Genomic DNA, 18,809 nt, shown 5'->3' with positions numbered 1-18,809 from the left:
GGTCGCCATCGGCGGTCAACATGGGTTTGCCGTGCGCTTACCGAGCGCCTGGGGTATCGGCGCGTGTATTTTGCCGGCATGGCGCTGTTTGCTGTGTCGTCCGTGGGGGCCATGCTGGCCGATTCGCTGGCCACGCTGATTGCGGCGCGGGCCCTGCAGGGCCTGGGCGCGGCCGGCATCATGAGCGTGAATGCCGCTCTGGTGCGCCTGACCTACCCGCGCGCGCAACTGGGGCGTGGCCTGGCGATCAATTCGATGGTTGTGGCGCTGGCTTCGGTGGCCGGCCCCTCGGTGGCGGCGGGCATCCTGTCCGTGGCGCCCTGGCCCTGGCTTTTTGCGCTCAATCTGCCGCTGGGGGCCTATACGCTGTGGCTGGGCTGGCGGGCGCTGCCGTTCAATCCACCCCGCGCGGTGCTGCAACCCCGTCCGGCGGTGCTGGACGTGGTGCTCAACGTGCTGATGTTCACGCTGATCTTCGTGGGCGGCGAGCGGCTGGGTGCCGCCACCAGCAACGGGCGGGGCGTGGCCTCTCCCACAGCTTGGGCCTTGCTGGCAGCCGGTGTGGCGGTGGGCTGGGTGTATCTGCGCCGCCAGTTGCGCCTGGCAGCGCCCCTGTTTCCGGTGGATTTGTTGCGCATTCCCGTGTTTGCGCTGTCCATGGGCTCATCGGTGGGGGCGTTTTGTGCCCAGACCCTGGCTTATCTGGCGCTGCCCTTTTTGCTGCTGGAGGGGTTTGGCCGCAGCCCCCTGGAGGCGGGGTTGCTGATCACCGCCTGGCCCCTGGCCATTGTGGTGACGGCACCCATCGCGGGCCGCCTGATCGGCCGCTATGCCGATGGCTTGCTGGGGGCCATTGGCATGGGGGTTTTCGCCTGCGGCCTGTTGCTGCTGGCGGCCTTGCCGGCAGATCCATCCCCCATCGACATGGTCTGGCGTATGGCCCTGTGCGGCGCCGGTTTTGCGCTGTTCCAGTCGCCCAACAACCACACCATCGTTACCTCGGCGCCGCTAGAGCGCAGTGGCGCGGCCAGCGGCATGCTGGGCACGGCCCGTTTGACGGGGCAGACCTTGGGGGCGGTAATGCTGGCCGCCATCTTTACCGTGTGGCCCTCGCACGATGGCACGGGCGAGTGGGTGGCCTTGCTGCTTGCGGCGGCCTTTGCGGTGGTGGCCGGCGTGTGCAGTTCGCTGCGCATGCGCACGGTGCACTGAGGCATGGGTATGCAACCAGTGTGACCATCGACGAACCTCGCTGCAATCCGGCAATTTCACCTGTAACTTATGAAACGTATGTAAATTGCCATTTTTGGGTGTAGATGTTTGCTGCTGTTTCTTTTAGTGTCGGTATCTGCATTTCGCGCGCAATCGTGCCCCTTCTCGGGGCTTCTGCCCCAATTTGGAGGTTTTATGACTGTTATTCCTGCTGAGCCCCGCATGGCTGGGCTTTCTTCCAGGTCGCAGGACAGTGGCGCCGGTGAGGGATACCTGGGCGGGCAAGGCAGTCCGTCATCCATATGGCCTGATTTCCTGGTCGGTCAAACCGATCGCCCGGTGCGGGTGCTGCTCGTGGATGACGATGCGCACATCCGCCTGGTGATTGCGCAAGAGCTCATGGCAGACCCCCGCACCCTGGTGGTGGCGCAGGCGTCGAGTGTGCGCGAGGGGCGCAAGGCCATCAAACAGCATGAGTTCGATGTCTTGCTGGTGGATTTGCATCTGGGCGACGGCGAGGGGTTTGAGCTGCTGGATTACCTCAAGACCGTGCGCCCGTCGGCCGAGGCCGTGGTGATTTCCGTCATGGAAAACGACGACGAGGTGTTGCGCGCCTTCGAGTTGGGTGCCACCGGGTACCTCAGCAAGAACTCGTGGTTTGGCAACTATCCGCAGGCCGTGCTGCAGGTGGTCAACGGCGGGGCGTCCATCACGCCCAATCTGGCGCGTCGCCTGCTGCAGCGGTTTGACAAAACCCATGCCGATCTCCCCAAGCGCCAGGAGCCTGCCGAGGCCGACCGGTTGTCCGACCGCGAGAAAGAAGTGTTGCGCATGGTGGCTGGCGGTTACACCACTGCCGAAATTGCCTCCCGCATGGAGATCAGCAACATCACCGTGAATACGCACATTCGTAACATCTATCGCAAGCTGCAGGTGCGCACCCGCGCCCAGGCCGTGCGGTTTGCGTCTTTGCGGGGGCTGTTCTAGGCACATCCATGGGTTGCCGGGGCCGCCGCGCAATGAGCTTTCATGTTTCGTAACCACCCGCCCCATTTCGCCCTGGCCTGCCTTGCACTCTGTGGGGTGCAACTGGTCTTGAGCCTGCTGCTGGTTCGATATTTTTGGGTCTCAAGTTCACCCGCCATGCAGTGGCTTGCGGGCACTCTGATCGTCACCCAAACCTTGCTGGGCTTGCTGGTCCTGATGCAGCTTCCGCGTGCCCTGCAGTGGCGCCCACGGCGCAATCCCCGCCCCAGCGCCGAGCTGCAGGCCGAGCGCCAGCGCATCGCAAGGGAGTTGCACGACAACGTCGGCTCGCAGTTGGTCAGCACCATGGGGTTGCTGGACCCCCAGTTGCCCGCCCATTCGCAGGCGCTGCGTGCTTTGGAGCAGTGCCTGCTCGATCTGCGCCTGGTCGTGGACTCGATGGACAGTGCTGCCGACTCGCTGACCCTTCGCCTGGCGCGCCTGCGCCACCGCATCCAGCCGGTGCTGGACCGGCGCGGCATTCAGATGGCCTGGAATGTCCAAACCGCAGATGGCGTTGAAACCCCGTGTGCCGAGCGCGCCCAGCACATGGTCTCTATCGTGCAGGAAGCCCTGAGCAATGTGCTGCAACACGCGCAGGCCACGCAGGTGAGGGTGAGCGTGGAGCATGACGCCGGGCAGGACGCATGGTGCCTGGAGGTCTGCGACAACGGGCGTGGCCTGCCCGAAGAATCCTCGGCCTTGCGCGCCCGGCCATCGGGCTTCGGCATGGAGGGCATGCACCGCCGTGCGCGGCAGATGGGCGGTGCTCTGGAGCTGATCCGGCCCGTGGACGGCGGCACCTGCATTCGCGTGCTGGTGCCAGACCAGGGCGCGCCTGGGCAGGCGCTGCCTGTGCTGTAAAGCCATCGCCTCTGAGGGGTGAGTTGCGTGCGTGTGCTGCACCTTCTGGCGCCGCAAAGTCTGGTGCGATTTGATGAATAAATGGGCTCAAGCGCTTTACTGGTAAGCGCTTGTAGCTATCAAAAGAGTAGTGTTTTGCAGCCAATCCCCTGGCGGTTCCGGACCGGCCTGATCTGCAGCATGTGGCAAACTCGCCGGCTTTTCCAAGTGCCCGCAGGATAGAACGCAATGCAAAAGATCGTCCGGCAGATTGCCGAAGAAATCCGGATCACCGAGCAACAAGTCAAGGTCGCCGTCGAGTTGCTCGATGGCGGTGCCACCGTGCCCTTCATCGCACGCTACCGCAAGGAAGTGACCAACGGGCTTGACGACATCCAGCTGCGTGAGCTGGAAGCACGCCTGTCGTACCTGCGCGAGCTGGAAGACCGCCGCGCCGCCGTGCTCAAAAGCATTGACGAGCAGGGCAAGTTGACCGACGCATTGCGCGTGGCGATTGCCGCCGCGCCCACCAAGCAAGAGCTGGAAGACCTCTACCTGCCCTTCAAGCAAAAGCGCCGCACCAAGGGCCAGATCGCCCGCGAATTTGGCATCGAGCCGCTGGCCGACAAGCTCTTCGCCGACCCCACGCTGGACCCGGCCGCCGAAGCCGCCGCGTTCACCCGCCCCCCCGAAGTGCTGGACGACGGCAAGCCGGGTGCTGATTTTTCGACCGTGCCTGCCGTGCTCGATGGTGTGCGCGACATCCTCTCCGAGCGCTGGGCCGAAGACGCCGTGTTGGTGCAATCCTTGCGTGAGTGGCTGTGGGCCGAGGGCCTGCTGCGCAGCAAGAAGGTCGAAGGCAAGAACGAGAACGAACCCGAGGTGTCCAAGTTTCGCGATTATTTTGAATACGACGAGCCCATTGGCCGCGTGCCCTCGCACCGCGCGCTGGCCGTGTTTCGTGGTCGTGGCCTGGAAATCCTCGAAGCCAAGCTGGTCTTGCCGGTAGAGCCAGAGCCCGGCAAGCCCAGCATTGCCGAGGGCAAGATTGCCCTGCACCTGGGCTGGAGCCACGCGGGCCGCCCCGCCGACGACCTGATCCGCAAGTGCGTGGCCTGGACCTGGCGCGTGAAGCTGAGCCTTTCGACCGAACGCGACCTGTTCGCCCGCCTGCGCGACGACGCCGAAAAAGTCGCCATCAAGGTGTTTGCCGACAACCTGCGCGACCTGCTGCTGGCCGCCCCGGCCGGCCCGCGCGTGGTGATGGGCCTGGACCCCGGCATCCGCACCGGTGTGAAGGTGGCCGTGGTGGACGCCACCGGCAAGCTGGTGGAGACCGCCACCGTGTATCCGCACGAGCCGCGCCGCGACTGGGACGGCGCGCTGCACACCCTGGCCAAGCTGGCCGAAAAGCATGGCGTGAACCTGATTGCGATTGGCAACGGCACCGCCAGCCGCGAGACCGACAAGCTGGCGGCTGAGCTGATTAAATTAATGGCAAAAGTGCCTGTAGCCCACACTGGTAAAGCGCTGACAGCTATCGAAAAGGTAGTTGTCAGCGAGGCCGGCGCCTCGGTGTACAGCGCCAGCGAATACGCCTCGCAAGAGATGCCCGATGTGGACGTGAGCCTGCGCGGCGCGGCCAGCATTGCGCGGCGCCTGCAGGACCCGCTGGCCGAGCTGGTCAAGATCGACCCCAAGAGCATTGGCGTGGGCCAATACCAGCACGACGTGAACCAGAGCGAACTGGCGCGCACGCTGGGCACGGTGGTGGAAGACTGCGTGAACTCGGTGGGCGTGGACCTGAACACGGCCAGCGTGCCGCTGCTCTCGCGCGTATCGGGCCTGTCGGGCAGCGTGGCCAAGGCCGTGGTGCGTTGGCGCGAGGCCAATGGCGCGTTCAAAAGCCGCAAGCAACTGATGGATGTGGCCGGTCTGGGCGCCAAGACGTTTGAGCAGAGCGCGGGTTTTTTGCGCATCCGGGGCGGCGAGAACCCGCTGGACATGACCGGCGTGCACCCCGAAACCTACCCCGTGGTCGAGCAGATCATGCAAAAAACCGGCAAGCCCGTGGCCGAGCTCATGGGCCGCGCCGACATGCTCAAGACCCTCCAGCCCGAGCTGTTCGCCAACGAAAAATTTGGCGTGATCACCGTCAAGGACATCCTGGCGGAGTTGGAAAAACCCGGCCGCGACCCGCGCCCGGACTTCAAGGTGGCGCGCTTCAACGACGGCGTGGAAGACATCAAGGATTTGAAGGAAGGCATGATTCTGGAAGGCACCGTGAGCAACGTGGCCCAGTTCGGCGCCTTCATCGACCTCGGTGTGCACCAGGACGGCCTGGTGCATGTGAGCCAGCTGGCGCACAAGTTTGTGAATGACGCGCGCGAAGTGGTCAAGACCGGCGACATCGTCAAGGTCAAGGTCATGGAGGTGGATGTGGACAGGAAGCGCATCGGCCTGTCGATGAAGCTGGGCGATGCGCCTGCGCGACACAGTGGTGAGCGCGGCGACCGGGGTGCGCCGCAGGGCAACCGCTTTGAAGGCGCCGGGCGCGGCTACCAGCAGCCGCAGCGCCGCGCGCCCGAGCCCGCGGGGCAGTCGGCCATGGCCTCGGCCTTTGCCAAGTTGCAGCAAACCAAGGGTCGGTAACAACCGGGTACATAATCGCCAGCATCTCAACCGGAGGCGCTGTACCCCATGGAGCTGAACGCACTGCTGGCCCACCCTGTGGCTTTGCCCAGTCTTCCGCGCGCCGTGGCGTTGCTGATGACCGAGCTGGCCCATGATGAGCCCAGCCTGCGTCGGGCCAACCAGCTCATGGGCACCGATCCGGCACTGGCCGCCCGGCTGCTGGAGCTGGCCAATGCGCCAGCGTTCCAGATGCAGCGCCAGATTGTCGGCATCCCCGAGGCGCTGGCGTTGCTGGGCGTGGCTCAGTTGCGCTCACTGGTAAGTTCCGCACCGCTGGGCACCACTTCGCGTTCGGTGCCGGGCATCAACATGCAGCAGTTCTGGCGCTACAGCCTCAACACGGCCAAGCTGGCCCGTTCCCTGGCGGGCATCGGCCACCACAACCAGGTTGCCGCTTATACGGCGGGGTTGATCCACGCGGTGGGAGAGCTGCTGATGCACCTGGCCGCTCCTGACATTATTTTGCCGATCAACGCACTGGTATCGCCATTCGATTTGCGGCGGGCCAAGATCGAGCAGCGCATTCTGGGCTATTGCTACGGCAACGTGAGCGCCGGTTTGGCTCAGCGCTGGCAGTTTCCCGAAGTGGTGGTGGATGCGCTGCAGCACCAGAGCGCCCCGCTGGACAACAACGCCTACGAGCCGCTGGCAGGGGTGATCCACCTGGCCTCGTGGCGCGCCCGTGCCCGCGAGGCTGACATGGGCGAAAAGGAAATGGCCGTTTCCTTCCCCGGCGAGGTGGGGCTGATGCTGGGCCTGGACATCGACATGGTGCTCCAGCAAGACCCCATCGACTGGACGGCCCGGCCCGAGGCGTCCGACTACGTGGTTTGAACGCCGGCAGGGCGCCAGCGGCCGATATGCGCGCGGAGCATCCCCTGCAGCCTGTCGGTGGCGACTCCACACGCAGGATCAGAGCGACTGGGTGAGCATGTCCCGGTATTCCTCAGGGGTGGCAACGCGCGGGTTGGTCTTGTGGCAGTGGTCGGCCATGGCGCCCTGGATGATGTCGTCAAACATGTCTGCAGTCACACCCATGGCGGCCAGGCCGGTGGGCAGACCCAGGCGGGCGTTCATGTCGCGGATGGCTTCGGGGATGTCGCCCGCAGATGCCAGGCCCATGGCGTGGGCCATGCGTTCCAGGCGCTTTTCCTTGCGCACCGATTCGGCAGTCGCGTTGAAGCGGATCACGGCGGGCAAAAACATCGCGTTGAGCGTGCCGTGGTGCAGGCGCGGGTTGACGCCGCCCAGGCTGTGGCTGAGCGAATGCACGGCGCCCAGGCCTTTTTGGAACGCCATGGCGCCTTGCATGCTGGCGCTCATCATGTGCAGGCGCGCGTCGCGGTCGCTGCCATTTTTGGTGGCTTGTTCGATATTCGCCCAGCCACGTTCCAGCCCATCGAGCGCAATGCCGTCGGCCGGCGGGTTGAAGGCGGCGGACATGAAAGTCTCCATGCAGTGCGCAATGGCGTCCATGCCGGTGGCAGCGGTGAGCATGGGGGGCAGGCCCAGCGTGAGTTCGGGGTCGCAGATGGCGGCCTTGGGCACCAGGTTCCACGAGTGAAAGCCCAGCTTGCGGTGGTCATCCACAATAAGGATGGCGCCGCGCGCCACCTCGCTGCCCGTGCCACTGGTGGTGGGCACGGCGATCAGTGGTGCGGCGCGGTCGGTGATGCGTGGCGAGCCGCCTTCGATGGTGGCGTAGTGGGTGAGCGGCCCTTCGTGCGTGGCGGCAATCGCAATGCCCTTGGCGCAGTCGATGGCCGAGCCGCCGCCCACGGCGATCAGGCCGTCGCAGCCCTGTGCCTTGTACACCGCCACGGCGGCGCGCACGGCGGCCTCGGTGGGGTTGGAAGGCGTCTGGTCGAACACCGCCACGGTCATGCCGGGCAGGGCGTCCAGGGCCTTTTGCAGCACGCCTGCGGCTTTCACGCCGGGGTCGGTCACGATGAGCGGGCGCATGATGCCTACGCGCTCGCACTCCTGCTGGAGAAGCTGGACGGCGCCAAACTCGAACTGGATCTGGGTGACGTAGTAGATGAAAGCCATGGCGGTGGGGGAAGTTGCGTTTACGATTGCTCCAAACACTTTACAACCCGGAGACATCCATGGCCATAAAGCAAACCCTCATGGCCCTGGCCGGCCTGCAGGTGGCGGCTGGCTATCACGGTTTTCCCGGTGCTGCGCCCGTGCAGCTGCGCTTCAAGTAAACCCTTTATCCGCCTGCGCGCACCGCGTGGGCGTTCACTCCAGAGACTTTGACCGTTGACTGACCTGCACATCCACCACACCCGCCTCACCCCCCAGATGCGCAGCGTGCTTGAACGCATTGCCCGCGCCGGGCACCCACCGCTGCATACCCTCTCGCCCCAGCGCGCCCGCGTGGCTTACGACGCCGGGGCCGGCGTGCTGGAGGTGCCCAAGGCCACGTTGGCGCGGGTGGAAGACCTGCACATCCCGGCCCGCGACGGCCACGCGCTGCCGGCGCGGCTGTATGCGCCATCCACGGGCGCCGGGCTGCCGCTGCTGCTGTACCTGCATGGCGGTGGCTTCACCATTGGCAGCATTGCCACGCACGACATCCTGTGCCGCGAGCTGGCTCGCCTGGCCGGGTGTATGGTGGTGTCGCTCGACTACAGGCTGGCGCCCGAGCACCGCTTTCCCACCGCAAGCAACGATGCCTGGGATGCGTTGCGGTGGCTCGCTGCAAACGCTGAGCGCCTGGGCGCAGACCCCGAGCGCCTGGCCGTGGGCGGCGACAGCGCAGGCGGCACCCTGGCTGCGGTGAACGCCATCCTGGCGCGGGACGCGGGCCTGCCGCTGGTGCTGCAATTGTTGATTTACCCCGGCTGCGCGGCCCACCAGGACACGCCATCCCATGCGACCTTCGCGCGCGGCCTGGTGCTGGAAGAGCCCGCCATCAGCTGGTTCTTTGGCAACTATGTGAAGAGCCGCGAAGAGCGCGAAGACTGGCGTTTTGCCCCGCTGCTGGCGCCCGATGTCGAGGGGGTGGCACCCGCCTGGGTGGGCCTGGCCGAATGCGACCCGCTGGTGGACGAGGGCGTGGACTACGCCGACAAGCTGCGCCTTGCCGGTGTGCCGGTGGATCTGGAAATCTACCGCGGCGTGACCCACGAATTCATCAAGATGGGCCGTGCCATCCCCGAAGCGCGCCAGGCCCATGCCGATGCGGCCCGGGCGCTGCGGCTGGCTTTTCACCTGGAGTAAACGAACCCATGCAACGCAGTGATTTCCGTTGTTCCCACCGCCTGCGCGTGCGCTGGGCCGAGGTGGACATGCAAAAAATCGTGTTCAACGCGCACTACCTCATGTACATCGACACCGCCATGTCCGAATACTGGCGTGCCTTGGCCCTGCCGTATGAGGCGAGCATGCTGACCCTGGGCGGCGAGATGTATGTGAAAAAGGCCACGCTCGAATACCACGCCTCGGCGCGGCTCGATGACACGTTGGATGTGGGCCTGCGCTGTGCCCGCGTGGGCCATTCGTCGAGCCTGTTCGAGGCGGGTATTTTCAGTGGCGACCGATTGCTGGTCTCGGGCGAACTGGTCTATGTGTTTGCCGACCCCGCTACACAAACCTCACGCCCCGTGCCGCCTGCGTTGCGCGCCATCTTTGAAGGTTTCGAGGTCGGCGCCGAGATGGCCGAGGTGCGCACCGGCGACTGGAATGCCCTGGGTCGCGACGCGGGCCGCCTGCGCACCGCCGTGTTCGTGCGCGAGCAGGGCATTGCGGCCGACATTGAAGCCGATGCGCTGGATGCCACGGCGCGGCACGCGGTCGTCTACAACCGCCTGGGTATGCCAGTCGCTACCGGCCGACTGCTGCAGCAGGCGCCGGGTGTGGGACGCATCGGCCGCATGGCGGTGGACCGTTCGGTGCGCGGCGCGCAGTGGGGGCGGCAATTGCTGGACGCACTGGTCGAGGCCGCCCGTGCCCGCGGTGACAGCGAGGTGCAACTGCACGCACAGCGCCGTGCGGAAGGGTTTTATCGCCGGGCGGGGTTCGCGGTGGTGGGCGAACCGTACGAAGAGGCTGGCATTCCCCACATCGCCATGGCTCGGCAGTTGTAGTGAATTGCTATAAATAAATGAGCTTTTGGCGCTTGTCTGACAAGCGCCAGAGCCCATTTTGACTCAGATATCTTCAAGCAAAGGGTAGGGCAGGGGCAACAGGGTCAGCGCCACGCCGTCCGCCGTTCCCACCTGCAAGCTGGCCTCGTGCGCCGCCGATATCTGCAGAGAAACGATGGCATCAAAGCCGCCGCCTGGGGCTGGCGCCACCTGCACTACGGTGCCGCAGGGCTGCTCCAGGTCGGTGGTGCTGAACACTTCGGCACCCACGGCCACGTCGGCGTCAACGTGCGCCACATAGGCCCGCCGCTTGAGCGTGCCGCGAAACTGGCTGCGGGCCACCACTTCCTGGCCGGGGTAGCAGCCTTTCTTGAAGTTCACGCCCCCCACCGATTCGTAATTGAGCATTTGCGGCACAAAGGCTTCCACCACGGGGGCGGTCAGCGTGGCCACGCCGCTGCGTACCTCGCTCCACAGCCACAGCACCGGGTCGAGTGCGGGGCCGGCGGGCGGCGCTTCTGACACGGGTGCCACCCACAGCGCGCGGGGTTGACCGTCAGCGGGGTAGAGGTGTACCACAGTTGTAGAGTCAAAATCGGCCTTTGTCCAGGTGGGCTGTGCGCTAACAGCTACTGATTCAATAGCATATCCAGCCACGCCGTACAGCGCGTAATCCGCCGTGGCGTCGCTCAATTTGGCCTTGGCGCGCAGCACGAACATCGACAGGCGCTTGAGCGTGGGGGCCAGCAGGTCGCGGCTGCAGACCAGCAGCACCTCGGTGGCGCTGCGCTTGAAGCCGATGAAGCTGGCCTGCATGCGGCCCTTGGCCGACAAAAAGGCGGCCAAGCGGGCCTGGTCCATGCTGAGCAGGGCGAAATCCTGGGTGAGCTGGCCGTGCAGAAACTTGGCGGCGTCTTCGCCTTCCACGCGAATCACGCCGAGGTGGGACAGGGGGGCAATGCCATTCAAGGGGTAGGTCATCGCTGAATTATGATGCCCTGTTTCATACATACAGATGGCAGGGTTGTGCGACGTTTACTGGCTTTGATCGTGTTGGTGGGGATCGCACTGGGCGGCGCTGCGTATTGGTGGCTGCACCAGCCACTGGACCTGGGCGACCAGCCGCTGGAGCTGGCCATCGAACCCGGCACCACGCCGCGCGGTGTGGCCCGCGACGTGGCGGCGGCGGGGGTGAATACCGACGCCCGCCTGCTGTATGCCTGGTTCCGCTTGTCGGGGCAGGACCGTGCCATCAAGGCGGGCAACTACGAAATCCCGCCGGGCACGACACCCATCGGTTTGCTGCGCAAGCTGGCGCGGGGCGAGGAAGCCCTGCGCGCACTCACGCTGGTGGAGGGCTGGAACTGGCGCCAGGTGCGCCAGGCGCTGGCCAGGGAGGAGCAGCTCAGGCACGACGCTGCCCAGCTCACCGACGACGCCCTGATGGCCCAGCTGGGCCGCCCCGGCGTTGCGCCCGAGGGGCGGTTTTTTCCGGACACCTACGCCTATGCCAAGGGGTCGAGCGACATCGCGTTGCTGCGCCGCGCCTTGCACGCCATGGACCGCCGCCTGGAGGCCGCCTGGGCGCAGCGTGCCACCGACACGCCGCTCAAGTCAGCGGATGAAGCGCTGATTCTGGCCAGCATCGTCGAAAAGGAAACCGGCAAGGCCAGCGACCGTGGCCAGATTGCGGGCGTGTTCACCAACCGGCTGCGCGTGGGCATGCTGCTGCAGACCGACCCCACCGTGATCTATGGCCTGGGCGAGAAGTTTGATGGCAACCTGCGCCGCCGCGACCTGCAGACCGACACGCCCTGGAACACCTACACCCGCGCGGGCCTGCCGCCCACGCCGATCGCCATGCCCGGCAAGGCCGCGCTGCTGGCCGCCGTGCAGCCCGAGCCCACGCGCGCCCTGTATTTTGTGGCCAAGGGCGATGGCACCAGCCATTTCAGCGCGTCGCTGGACGAGCACAACCGCGCCGTCCATCGCTACCAGCGGGGCCAGTGAGCGGCCTCCGTGCGCGCCCGTGCACCCTGATTCAACCAAGGATTCCATGTCACGACCCGGTCTGTTCATTACCTTTGAAGGCATCGACGGTGCCGGCAAGTCCTCGCACATCGAGGGCCTGGCCCAGGCCTTTCGCGCCCAGGGGCGCACGGTCACCGTGAGCCGCGAGCCGGGTGGCACCCCGCTGGCCGAAAAACTGCGCGCCATGGTGCTGAACGACCCCATGGATGCGCTCACCGAGTCGCTGCTGATTTTTGCCGCGCGCCGCGACCACCTGCGCAATGTCATCGAGCCCGCCCTGGCGCGGGGCGATGTGGTGCTGTGCGACCGCTTCACCGACGCCACCTTTGCCTACCAGGGAGCAGGGCGGGGGTTTGACCTTGGGGTGCTATCAACTTTGGAGCACCTTGCGCAGACGGGGCTTGCGCCTGATGCCGATTGGATGCGTGAACCTGATTTGACCGTCTGGTTCGATCTCGCTCCCGAGGTCGCCGCCGAGCGCCTGGCCGGAGCGCGCGTCCCTGACCGTTTTGAGGCGCAGCCCGTCGAATTTTTCCGCCGCGTGGCGCAGGGCTATGCGGACCGGGCCGCCGCAGCGCCCCAGCGCTTTGCACGCCTGGATGCCGCGCAGGACCGCCACCGCGTGTGGCAGCAGCTCACCAGCGTGTTCGTGCGCAAGGGCTGGCTGGCGATCATGGTGGCCAGCCAGGGAGGCCCGCAATGAGCGGATCTGTCGTGGCGTTGGCGCCGTGGATTGCCGCACAGCGCACCAGTCTGCTGGCCCAGCGCGGCCATGCGTGGTTGCTGCAGGGGCCATCGGGCCTGGGGCAGTACGCATTGGGGCTGGAGTTGGTCCGCGCATGGTTGTGTGATGCGCCGACAGAGCAGGGCGCCTGCGGCCAGTGCGGCAGCTGCCACGCCATTGACGTGCGCACCCACGCCGACCTGTGCGTGTTGATGCCCGAGGTGCAGATGATGGCCCTGGGCTGGCCGCTGTCGGAAAAAGCCCAGGCCGATATTGACGACAAGAAACGCAAGCCCAGCCGCGAGATCCGAGTGGAGGCCATGCGCGATGCGGTGGAGTTTTCGCAGCGCACCTCGGCCCGTGGGCGGGGCAAGGCGGTGCTGGTCTACCCCGCCGAGCAGATGAACCACGTCACGGCCAATGCGCTGCTCAAAACGCTGGAGGAGCCGCCGGGCGACGTGCGTTTTGTGCTGGCCAGCGAAGCTGCGCACCAGCTGCTGCCGACCATTCGCAGCCGTTGCCTGGGCCACACCATGGTCTGGCCGGCCGAGGCCGACAGTTTGCAGTGGCTGGCCAGGCAGGGGATTGAGCCGGCAGCCGCCGCCGCGCATCTGCGATCCACCGGTGGTCGGCCGGATGACGCCCTGGCGCTGGCGCGGTCCGGGCGCAGCCCGCAGGCCTGGGCGGCACTGCCCCAGGCCATGGCGCGCGGCGACGTGGCGGCGCTGGGCGATTGGGCGCCCGCCCAGGCGATCGACGCACTTCAAAAGCTGTGCCACGACCTGCTGGCTGCTGGCGTGGGCGCGGCACCGCGCTATTTCGCGCCGGGTGATTTGCCCAAGCCGCCGCCGCTGGGAGCCCTCACGCGCTGGTCGCGCGCCCTGGTCAAGGCGGCACGCACGGCCGACCATCCCTTCAATGCGGGCCTGATGCTGGAGGCGCTTGTCGCCCAGGCGCGAAACACCCTACACTCCCGACACTAAGCCGCAACCTCCACCCATGAGCAGTCCATCCACCGCGCCCCGTCCCAGCGTCATGCAGCTGGCCATCAAGGAAAAGGCCGCCTTGTACGCGGCCTACATTCCCTTTTTTGTGGAGGGGGGCATTTTTGTTCCCACGCCGCGCGACTACAAACTGGGTGACGATGTGTATGTGCTGCTGACCCTGCCCGACGACACCCAGCGCTATCCTGTGGCCGGCCGCGTGGCCTGGGTCACCCCGCCGCGCGCAGCGGGCAACCGCACGCAGGGGGTTGGCATCCAGTTCCCCAAGGACGAAAAATCGCGCCAGCTCAAGGCCAAGATCGAGGAACTGCTGGGCACGGCCCTGGGTTCGGAGCGACCCACGCAAACCATCTGATGGCGTGGTGTGATCCTGTGCCGACCCGCGCTGGCTGGTCGGTTTTTTTGTTTTGAAATTGCATGTTTACTGATTCGCACTGCCACCTCAACTTTCCGGAACTGCTTAGCCAGTTGCCCGCCATCCGCCAGGCCATGGCCGACGCCCAGGTGGAGCGGGCCTTGTGCATCTGCACCACCATGGAGGAATTCGATGGCGTGCATGCGCTGGCGCTGGCCCACGACAATTTCTGGAGCACCGTGGGCGTGCACCCCGACAACGAAGGCGTGACCGAGCCATCGGTGCAAGACCTGCTGGACCGCGCCGCGTTGCCCCGCGTGGTAGCCATTGGTGAAACGGGCCTGGACTATTACGGCATGGAAGACCGCAAGGGCGGGCGCAGCATTGCCGACCTGGAATGGCAGCGCGAGCGCTTTCGCACGCACATCCGCGCTGCGCGGGCCTGCGGCAAGCCCCTGGTGATCCACACCCGCAGCGCCTCGGACGACACCCTGGCCATCCTGCGCGAAGAGGGCGAAGATGGTGCGGGCAATCTGGCGGGCGGTGTGTTCCACTGCTTTACCGAGTCGATGCAGGTGGCGCGGGCCGCGCTCGACCTGGGCTACTACATCTCGTTCTCGGGCATCGTCACGTTCAAGAGTGCGCAGGAATTGCGCGATGTGGCGGCCTATGTTCCCCTGGATCGCATGCTGATTGAAACCGACAGCCCTTATCTCGCGCCCGTGCCTTACCGGGGCAAGACCAACAACCCGTCGTATGTGCCCCTGGTGGCGCAGCAGATCGCGCTGACGCGGGGCATCGAGGTGGACGTGGTGGCCCAGGCCACCAGCCGCAACTTCGAGGCATTGTTTAAAGGAGTGGTGGCATGAGCCTGCAACGCCGTTCCGTGCTGGCCCTGGCGCTGGTGGCAGCGAGCGCGGTGGCGCACGCCGGCTCCTACGACGACTTTTTCACCGCCATCCGGCGCGATGATGGCGCCGCGATTGCAGCGCTGCTGCGGCGCGGTTTTGACCCGAACACGCGCGATCTCAAGGGGCAGGTTGGGCTAACGTTGGCGCTGCAGCTCGATTCCCGCAAGGCCTTTGACGCACTCATGGGCGCGCGGCAGCTGGATGTGGAAGCACGCAACGTGCAGGACGAAAGCCCGCTCATGCTGGCCGCCATCAAGGGCCATGTCGAGGTTGTCAAGGCCTTGATTGCGCGGGATGCCGATGTGAACAAGCCGGGCTGGACGGCCCTGCACTATGCCGCCTCGGGCACCACGCCCGAGCACGCGCGCATCATCGCCCTGTTGCTGGAGAACCATGCCTACATCGACGCGGCGTCGCCCAACGGCACCACGCCCTTGATGATGGCGGCGCAATATGGCACGAGCGATGCCGTGCAGCTGTTGCTGGATGAGGGCGCAGATCCTTCACTGAAAAATCAGCTGGGGCTGAGCGCCACTGATTTCGCGCTGCGGGTCAGTCGCAAGGAGACGGCAGAAACCATTGCCGCCGCCATTCGCCGCCGCCAGCCCAACCGCGGCAAGTGGTAGCCGACGGTGCAGGGCGCAGGCCCTAACCAGCGGCAGGGCGATTTTGCAGGCGGGCATACAGCCCGCCGCTGGCCAGCAAGGCGCTGTGCGTGCCTTGTTCCACCACGCGGCCCCGCTCCATCACCACCACGCGGTCGGCGTGTTCGATGGTGGACAGGCGGTGCGCAATGACCAGCGTGGTGCGGCCGTGCATGAGCCGTTGCAGGGCATCCTGCACCAACCGCTCTGATTCGGTGTCCAGCGCGGAGGTGGCTTCATCCAGGATGAGGATGGGCGCATCCTTGTACAGGGCCCGTGCGATGGCCAGGCGCTGGCGCTGTCCACCCGAAAGCTGCGTGGCGTTGTGCCCCACCACCGTGTGGATGCCCAGGGGGAGGGCGGCCACATGTTCTGTCAGATTCGCAGCCGCCAGGCACGCGTGCACCCGTTGCTCATCCACGCTGCTGCCCAAGGCCACGTTGGCGGCGATGGTGTCGTTGAACATCACCACATCCTGGCTGACCATGGCGAATTGCGAGCGCAACGCATCGAGGCGCCATTCGTCCAGGGGGTGGCCGTCCAGCAGGATCTGGCCCGACGAGGGGCTCACGAAACGGGGCAGCAGGTTCACCAGGGTGGTCTTGCCCGCGCCCGACGGGCCCACCAGGGCCACGATTTCGCCGGGTTGAACGGACAGGCTCACGCGGTCCAGGGCGGGTGCGTGCTCCGGGCCGAAGGACACCGTCACGTCCTGCAAGGTCAGGGCGCCTTGCGCCCGCTCGGTGGTGTATTGGCCGCCGGTTTCTGCAGCCGCATCGTTGAGCAGTGCAAGCCCACGCTCCAGCGCCGCCAGGCCCCGGGTGATCGGGTTGGCTACATCGGCCAGCCGGCGGATGGGGGCAATCAGCATGAGCATGGCCGTGATGAACGCGACAAAGCCGCCCACCGTCACATCCCGCGTGTCCACCGCGCCCCGGTTTTGCCACAGGGCGATGCAGATCACCGTCGACAGGGCGGCAGCGGCCAGCAACTGGGTCAGAGGCGTCATGGATGACGATGCGATGGTCGATTTGATGGCCAGGCGACGCAGGTTCCGGCTCAGGCTGCCAAAGCGCGCGGCCTGACCGGCCTGCGCCCCATGCAGGCGCACCATGCGATGCGCCAATACGTTTTCTTCCACCACATAGGCCAGTTCGTCCGTTGCTTGCTGGCTGCTTTTGGTCAGGCTGTACAGGCGCCGGGACAGGGTCTTCATGATCCACGCGACGCCGGGCACCACCACGGCCACAATCAGCGTGAGTTGCCAGTTCAGGAAAAGCAGATAGCCCAGCAAGGCAATGAGCGTGAAGCCGTCGCGCGACAAACCCATCAATGCCTGCACCAGCAGGGTGGAGCCTGTCTGCACCTCGTACACCACGGTGTTGGACAGCGCGCTGGCCGATTGGCGGCTGAAAAGGGCCATTTCCGCTGCCAATACGCGATCGAACAGCGCTTGCCGCAGCGCCAGCATGCCTTCGTTGGCAATGCGTGCCAGCGCATACTGGGCCACGAACTGGGCCATTCCGCGCACCAAAAAAACGCCCAGAATGGCCACCGGCACCATCCACAGCTGCAGCGTGCCCTGGGTGAAGCCGCGATCGAGCAGCGGTTGCAGCAACGCGGGAATGAGCGGCTCGGTGGCGGCGCCCACCAGGGTCGCCACGATGGCAACGACCCAGGCGAGGCGATGGTGGCCGAAATAGGCCGAGAGTCGCGCCAGGCGGGCGCGCAGGCTGGGCGCGGATGGCAGCGCGGCGGAAGCCGCCTGGGCGTTCGTATCGGTGGCGTGCATGTGGGGCGGATTCTACGTTTCGCTGCGCGCCCATTGCACAGTTTGTCACAGGGGTGCACGGATGGTGTGTAACATTCACGTCTGTCCACCGGCTTTCGCTCGGTTTCCGCTGGCTGCCAATGACCACTGATCGAACTCCTACCACCCTCCTTGCTGCGGCCCTGCCGCAACCACTGCGCCGCCGCTTGCTGGCCGCGCTGATCTCCACCCCCGCACTGCCCGCCCTGGCGCAATTTCGCGTCGAGGTCACGGGCGTTGGGCTGACCCAGTTGCCCATCGCCATTGCCCCCTTTCGCGGCGAGGCGCAGTCCCCCCAGAAAATCGCCGCCATCGTTCAGGCCGACCTGGAGCGCAGCGGGCAATTTCGCGCCGTGGATGCATCGGGCTCAGCGCTCGACGAAACCTCGCGCCCCGATGTGGCGCTGTGGCGGCAAAAAAGCGCTGATTCGCTCGCCACTGGAGGCGTGACGCGTCTGGCCGATGGGCGCTTTGATGTGCGCTTTCGCCTGTGGGATGTGGTGCGCGGGCAAGACCTGGGTGGCCAGAGTTTTGTGGTGACCCAAGGCGATCTGCGCCTGGTGGCGCACCGCATTGCCGACTTCATCTACGAAAAACTGACCGGCGAGCGCGGTGTTTTCTCGACGCGCATTGTGTATGTCACCAAGACGGGCACGCGCTACAGCCTTTGGGTGGCAGATGCCGATGGCGAAAACGCGCAGTCTGCCTTGTCCAGCCCCGAGCCCATCATTTCACCGGCCTGGTCGCCCAATGGCGGGCAGATTGCCTATGTGTCGTTCGAGTCGCGCAAGCCCGTGGTGTATGTGCACGACGTGGCAACGGGGCGGCGCCGGCTCATCGCCAATTTCCGTGGCTCCAACAGCGCGCCCGCATGGGCGCCGGATGGCCGCACGCTGGCCGTGACCCTGAGCCGGGACGGGGCCTCGCAGCTCTACACCATTGACGCCAACGGTGGCGAGCCGCGCCGATTGATGCAAAGTGCGGGCATCGACACCGAGCCGGTGTATTCCAGCGACGGCCGCAGCATTTATTTTGTGAGTGACCGCGGCGGCGCCCCCCAGGTCTACAAGGTGCCTGCCACTGGCGGCAACGCCGAGCGCGTCACCTTCACGGGCACCTACAACATCTCGCCCAGCATTAGTCCGGATGGTCGCTGGTTGGCCTACATCTCGCGCGTCAGCGGGGCGTTCAAGCTGCATGTGATGGATCTGTCATCGGGAGCGGTTTCGGCCATTACCGACACCAGCGCCGATGAAAACCCCAGCTTCGCCCCGAACAGCCGCTTGATCGTTTATGCAACGCAGCAGCAAGGCCGCGAAGCCCTCATGACCACGACCCTGGACGGGAAAATCAAGGCGCGCCTTGCTGGGCAGGGCGGCGATATTCGCGAGCCCGATTGGGGTCCGTTTCAGAAACAGTGAACCTTCACATATTTTTTATACCCAGCTCAGGAGAATTTTG

17 protein-coding genes are annotated in these 18,809 nt (G+C 65.7%); 14 read left to right on the top strand and 3 right to left on the bottom strand.

Features of this window, described 5'->3' with window-relative positions; all coding sequences use genetic code 11:
* The 5 genes from J8G26_RS15290 to J8G26_RS15270 form a co-directional block, all read left to right on the top strand.
* On the top strand, positions 1-1,212 hold a 1,212-nt coding region (locus J8G26_RS15290; protein ID WP_210570015.1), incomplete at its 5' end, for an MFS transporter.
* A 195-nt stretch (positions 1,213-1,407) separates the two neighbouring features.
* Positions 1,408-2,199 (top strand): response regulator transcription factor, encoded by a 792-nt coding sequence (locus tag J8G26_RS15285; protein ID WP_087746176.1) that lies wholly within the window; start codon positions 1,408-1,410, stop codon positions 2,197-2,199.
* A gap of 156 nt (positions 2,200-2,355) precedes the next feature.
* Positions 2,356-3,102: an ATP-binding protein gene (locus J8G26_RS15280; protein ID WP_246881423.1), complete on the top strand. Its 747-nt coding sequence runs from the start codon at positions 2,356-2,358 to the stop codon at positions 3,100-3,102.
* Positions 3,103-3,330: 228 nt separating this feature from the next.
* Complete coding sequence (locus J8G26_RS15275) at positions 3,331-5,733, top strand: Tex family protein (protein WP_210570011.1); 2,403 nt, start codon at positions 3,331-3,333, stop codon at positions 5,731-5,733.
* Positions 5,734-5,781: 48 nt separating this feature from the next.
* Positions 5,782-6,609: an HDOD domain-containing protein gene (locus J8G26_RS15270; RefSeq protein ID WP_210570009.1), complete on the top strand. Its 828-nt coding sequence runs from the start codon at positions 5,782-5,784 to the stop codon at positions 6,607-6,609.
* A 78-nt stretch (positions 6,610-6,687) separates the two neighbouring features.
* Here J8G26_RS15270 and J8G26_RS15265 read toward each other — a convergent pair whose 3' ends face one another.
* Positions 6,688-7,824, bottom strand: a complete 1,137-nt coding sequence (locus J8G26_RS15265) for an iron-containing alcohol dehydrogenase (protein ID WP_210570007.1) — start codon at positions 7,822-7,824, stop codon at positions 6,688-6,690.
* A gap of 258 nt (positions 7,825-8,082) precedes the next feature.
* On the opposite strand from J8G26_RS15265, the gene J8G26_RS15260 reads away from it, so the two are divergent.
* Together J8G26_RS15260 and J8G26_RS15255 are read left to right on the top strand one after the other, a co-directional pair.
* Positions 8,083-9,003 (top strand): alpha/beta hydrolase, encoded by a 921-nt coding sequence (locus J8G26_RS15260; RefSeq protein ID WP_246881428.1) that lies wholly within the window; start codon positions 8,083-8,085, stop codon positions 9,001-9,003.
* An 8-nt stretch (positions 9,004-9,011) separates the two neighbouring features.
* Positions 9,012-9,869 carry a YbgC/FadM family acyl-CoA thioesterase gene (locus tag J8G26_RS15255; RefSeq protein WP_210570003.1) on the top strand — a complete coding sequence of 286 codons (858 nt, stop codon included), beginning with the start codon at positions 9,012-9,014 and terminating at the stop codon, positions 9,867-9,869.
* Positions 9,870-9,932: 63 nt separating this feature from the next.
* Here the strand turns inward: J8G26_RS15255 and J8G26_RS15250 are convergent, their stop codons facing one another.
* A complete protein-coding gene (locus J8G26_RS15250) occupies positions 9,933-10,850 on the bottom strand; it encodes a folate-binding protein YgfZ (protein ID WP_210570001.1) in 918 nt (305 codons plus the stop codon).
* A 9-nt stretch (positions 10,851-10,859) separates the two neighbouring features.
* On the opposite strand from J8G26_RS15250, the gene mltG reads away from it, so the two are divergent.
* The 6 genes from mltG (at position 10,860) to J8G26_RS15220 (ending at position 15,520) form a co-directional block, all read left to right on the top strand.
* Positions 10,860-11,879, top strand: coding sequence for an endolytic transglycosylase MltG (gene mltG, locus J8G26_RS15245; protein WP_210569999.1), 1,020 nt, complete (start codon positions 10,860-10,862; stop codon positions 11,877-11,879).
* Between the two features lie 46 nt (positions 11,880-11,925).
* Positions 11,926-12,603 (top strand): dTMP kinase, encoded by a 678-nt coding sequence (gene tmk / locus J8G26_RS15240; RefSeq protein WP_210569984.1) that lies wholly within the window; start codon positions 11,926-11,928, stop codon positions 12,601-12,603.
* A complete protein-coding gene (locus tag J8G26_RS15235; protein WP_210569982.1) occupies positions 12,600-13,607 on the top strand; it encodes a DNA polymerase III subunit delta' in 1,008 nt (335 codons plus the stop codon). The genes tmk and J8G26_RS15235 overlap by 4 nt, the downstream gene beginning before the upstream one ends.
* A gap of 16 nt (positions 13,608-13,623) precedes the next feature.
* Complete coding sequence (locus J8G26_RS15230; RefSeq protein WP_024814905.1) at positions 13,624-13,983, top strand: PilZ domain-containing protein; 360 nt, start codon at positions 13,624-13,626, stop codon at positions 13,981-13,983.
* A gap of 62 nt (positions 13,984-14,045) precedes the next feature.
* Positions 14,046-14,852, top strand: coding sequence for a TatD family hydrolase (locus tag J8G26_RS15225; protein WP_087746154.1), 807 nt, complete (start codon positions 14,046-14,048; stop codon positions 14,850-14,852).
* The gene (locus J8G26_RS15220; protein ID WP_210569980.1) at positions 14,849-15,520 is read left to right on the top strand and encodes an ankyrin repeat domain-containing protein; all 672 of its coding nucleotides are present in this window, start codon (positions 14,849-14,851) and stop codon (positions 15,518-15,520) included. Before J8G26_RS15225 ends, J8G26_RS15220 begins: the two co-directional genes overlap by 4 nt.
* 22 nt (positions 15,521-15,542) lie before the next feature.
* On the opposite strand, the gene msbA is transcribed toward J8G26_RS15220, so the two are convergent.
* Entirely contained in the window at positions 15,543-17,330 is a 1,788-nt protein-coding gene (gene msbA, locus J8G26_RS15215; protein ID WP_210569978.1) for a lipid A export permease/ATP-binding protein MsbA, read from the bottom strand.
* Positions 17,331-17,449: 119 nt separating this feature from the next.
* On the opposite strand from msbA, the gene tolB reads away from it, so the two are divergent.
* Positions 17,450-18,769 (top strand): Tol-Pal system beta propeller repeat protein TolB, encoded by a 1,320-nt coding sequence (gene tolB / locus J8G26_RS15210; protein WP_210569976.1) that lies wholly within the window; start codon positions 17,450-17,452, stop codon positions 18,767-18,769.
* The last annotated feature ends 40 nt before the right edge of the window (positions 18,770-18,809 follow it).

The organism is Acidovorax sp. JG5, assembly GCF_017939685.1.
Classification (GTDB): Bacteria; Pseudomonadota; Gammaproteobacteria; order Burkholderiales; family Burkholderiaceae_C; genus Acidovorax.
Note: the sequence above shows the minus strand (reverse complement) of the source record. Positions and strands in the feature narration are given on the sequence as shown.

What these genes read in the sequence shown, in the direction of transcription:
- J8G26_RS15285 (WP_087746176.1), top strand. Translation starts at nt 1,408, where the DNA reads ATGACTGTTATTCCTGCTGAGCCCCGCATGGCTGGGCTTTCTTCCAGG.
- J8G26_RS15280 (WP_246881423.1), top strand. Translation starts at nt 2,356, where the DNA reads ATGCAGTGGCTTGCGGGCACTCTGATCGTCACCCAAACCTTGCTGGGC.
- J8G26_RS15275 (WP_210570011.1), top strand. Translation starts at nt 3,331, where the DNA reads ATGCAAAAGATCGTCCGGCAGATTGCCGAAGAAATCCGGATCACCGAG.
- J8G26_RS15270 (WP_210570009.1), top strand. Translation starts at nt 5,782, where the DNA reads ATGGAGCTGAACGCACTGCTGGCCCACCCTGTGGCTTTGCCCAGTCTT.
- J8G26_RS15265 (WP_210570007.1), bottom strand. Translation starts at nt 7,824, where the DNA reads ATGGCTTTCATCTACTACGTCACCCAGATCCAGTTCGAGTTTGGCGCC.
- J8G26_RS15260 (WP_246881428.1), top strand. Translation starts at nt 8,083, where the DNA reads ATGCGCAGCGTGCTTGAACGCATTGCCCGCGCCGGGCACCCACCGCTG.
- J8G26_RS15255 (WP_210570003.1), top strand. Translation starts at nt 9,012, where the DNA reads ATGCAACGCAGTGATTTCCGTTGTTCCCACCGCCTGCGCGTGCGCTGG.
- J8G26_RS15250 (WP_210570001.1), bottom strand. Translation starts at nt 10,850, where the DNA reads ATGACCTACCCCTTGAATGGCATTGCCCCCCTGTCCCACCTCGGCGTG.
- mltG (WP_210569999.1), top strand. Translation starts at nt 10,860, where the DNA reads ATGATGCCCTGTTTCATACATACAGATGGCAGGGTTGTGCGACGTTTA.
- tmk (WP_210569984.1), top strand. Translation starts at nt 11,926, where the DNA reads ATGTCACGACCCGGTCTGTTCATTACCTTTGAAGGCATCGACGGTGCC.
- J8G26_RS15235 (WP_210569982.1), top strand. Translation starts at nt 12,600, where the DNA reads ATGAGCGGATCTGTCGTGGCGTTGGCGCCGTGGATTGCCGCACAGCGC.
- J8G26_RS15230 (WP_024814905.1), top strand. Translation starts at nt 13,624, where the DNA reads ATGAGCAGTCCATCCACCGCGCCCCGTCCCAGCGTCATGCAGCTGGCC.
- J8G26_RS15225 (WP_087746154.1), top strand. Translation starts at nt 14,046, where the DNA reads ATGTTTACTGATTCGCACTGCCACCTCAACTTTCCGGAACTGCTTAGC.
- J8G26_RS15220 (WP_210569980.1), top strand. Translation starts at nt 14,849, where the DNA reads ATGAGCCTGCAACGCCGTTCCGTGCTGGCCCTGGCGCTGGTGGCAGCG.
- msbA (WP_210569978.1), bottom strand. Translation starts at nt 17,330, where the DNA reads ATGCACGCCACCGATACGAACGCCCAGGCGGCTTCCGCCGCGCTGCCA.
- tolB (WP_210569976.1), top strand. Translation starts at nt 17,450, where the DNA reads ATGACCACTGATCGAACTCCTACCACCCTCCTTGCTGCGGCCCTGCCG.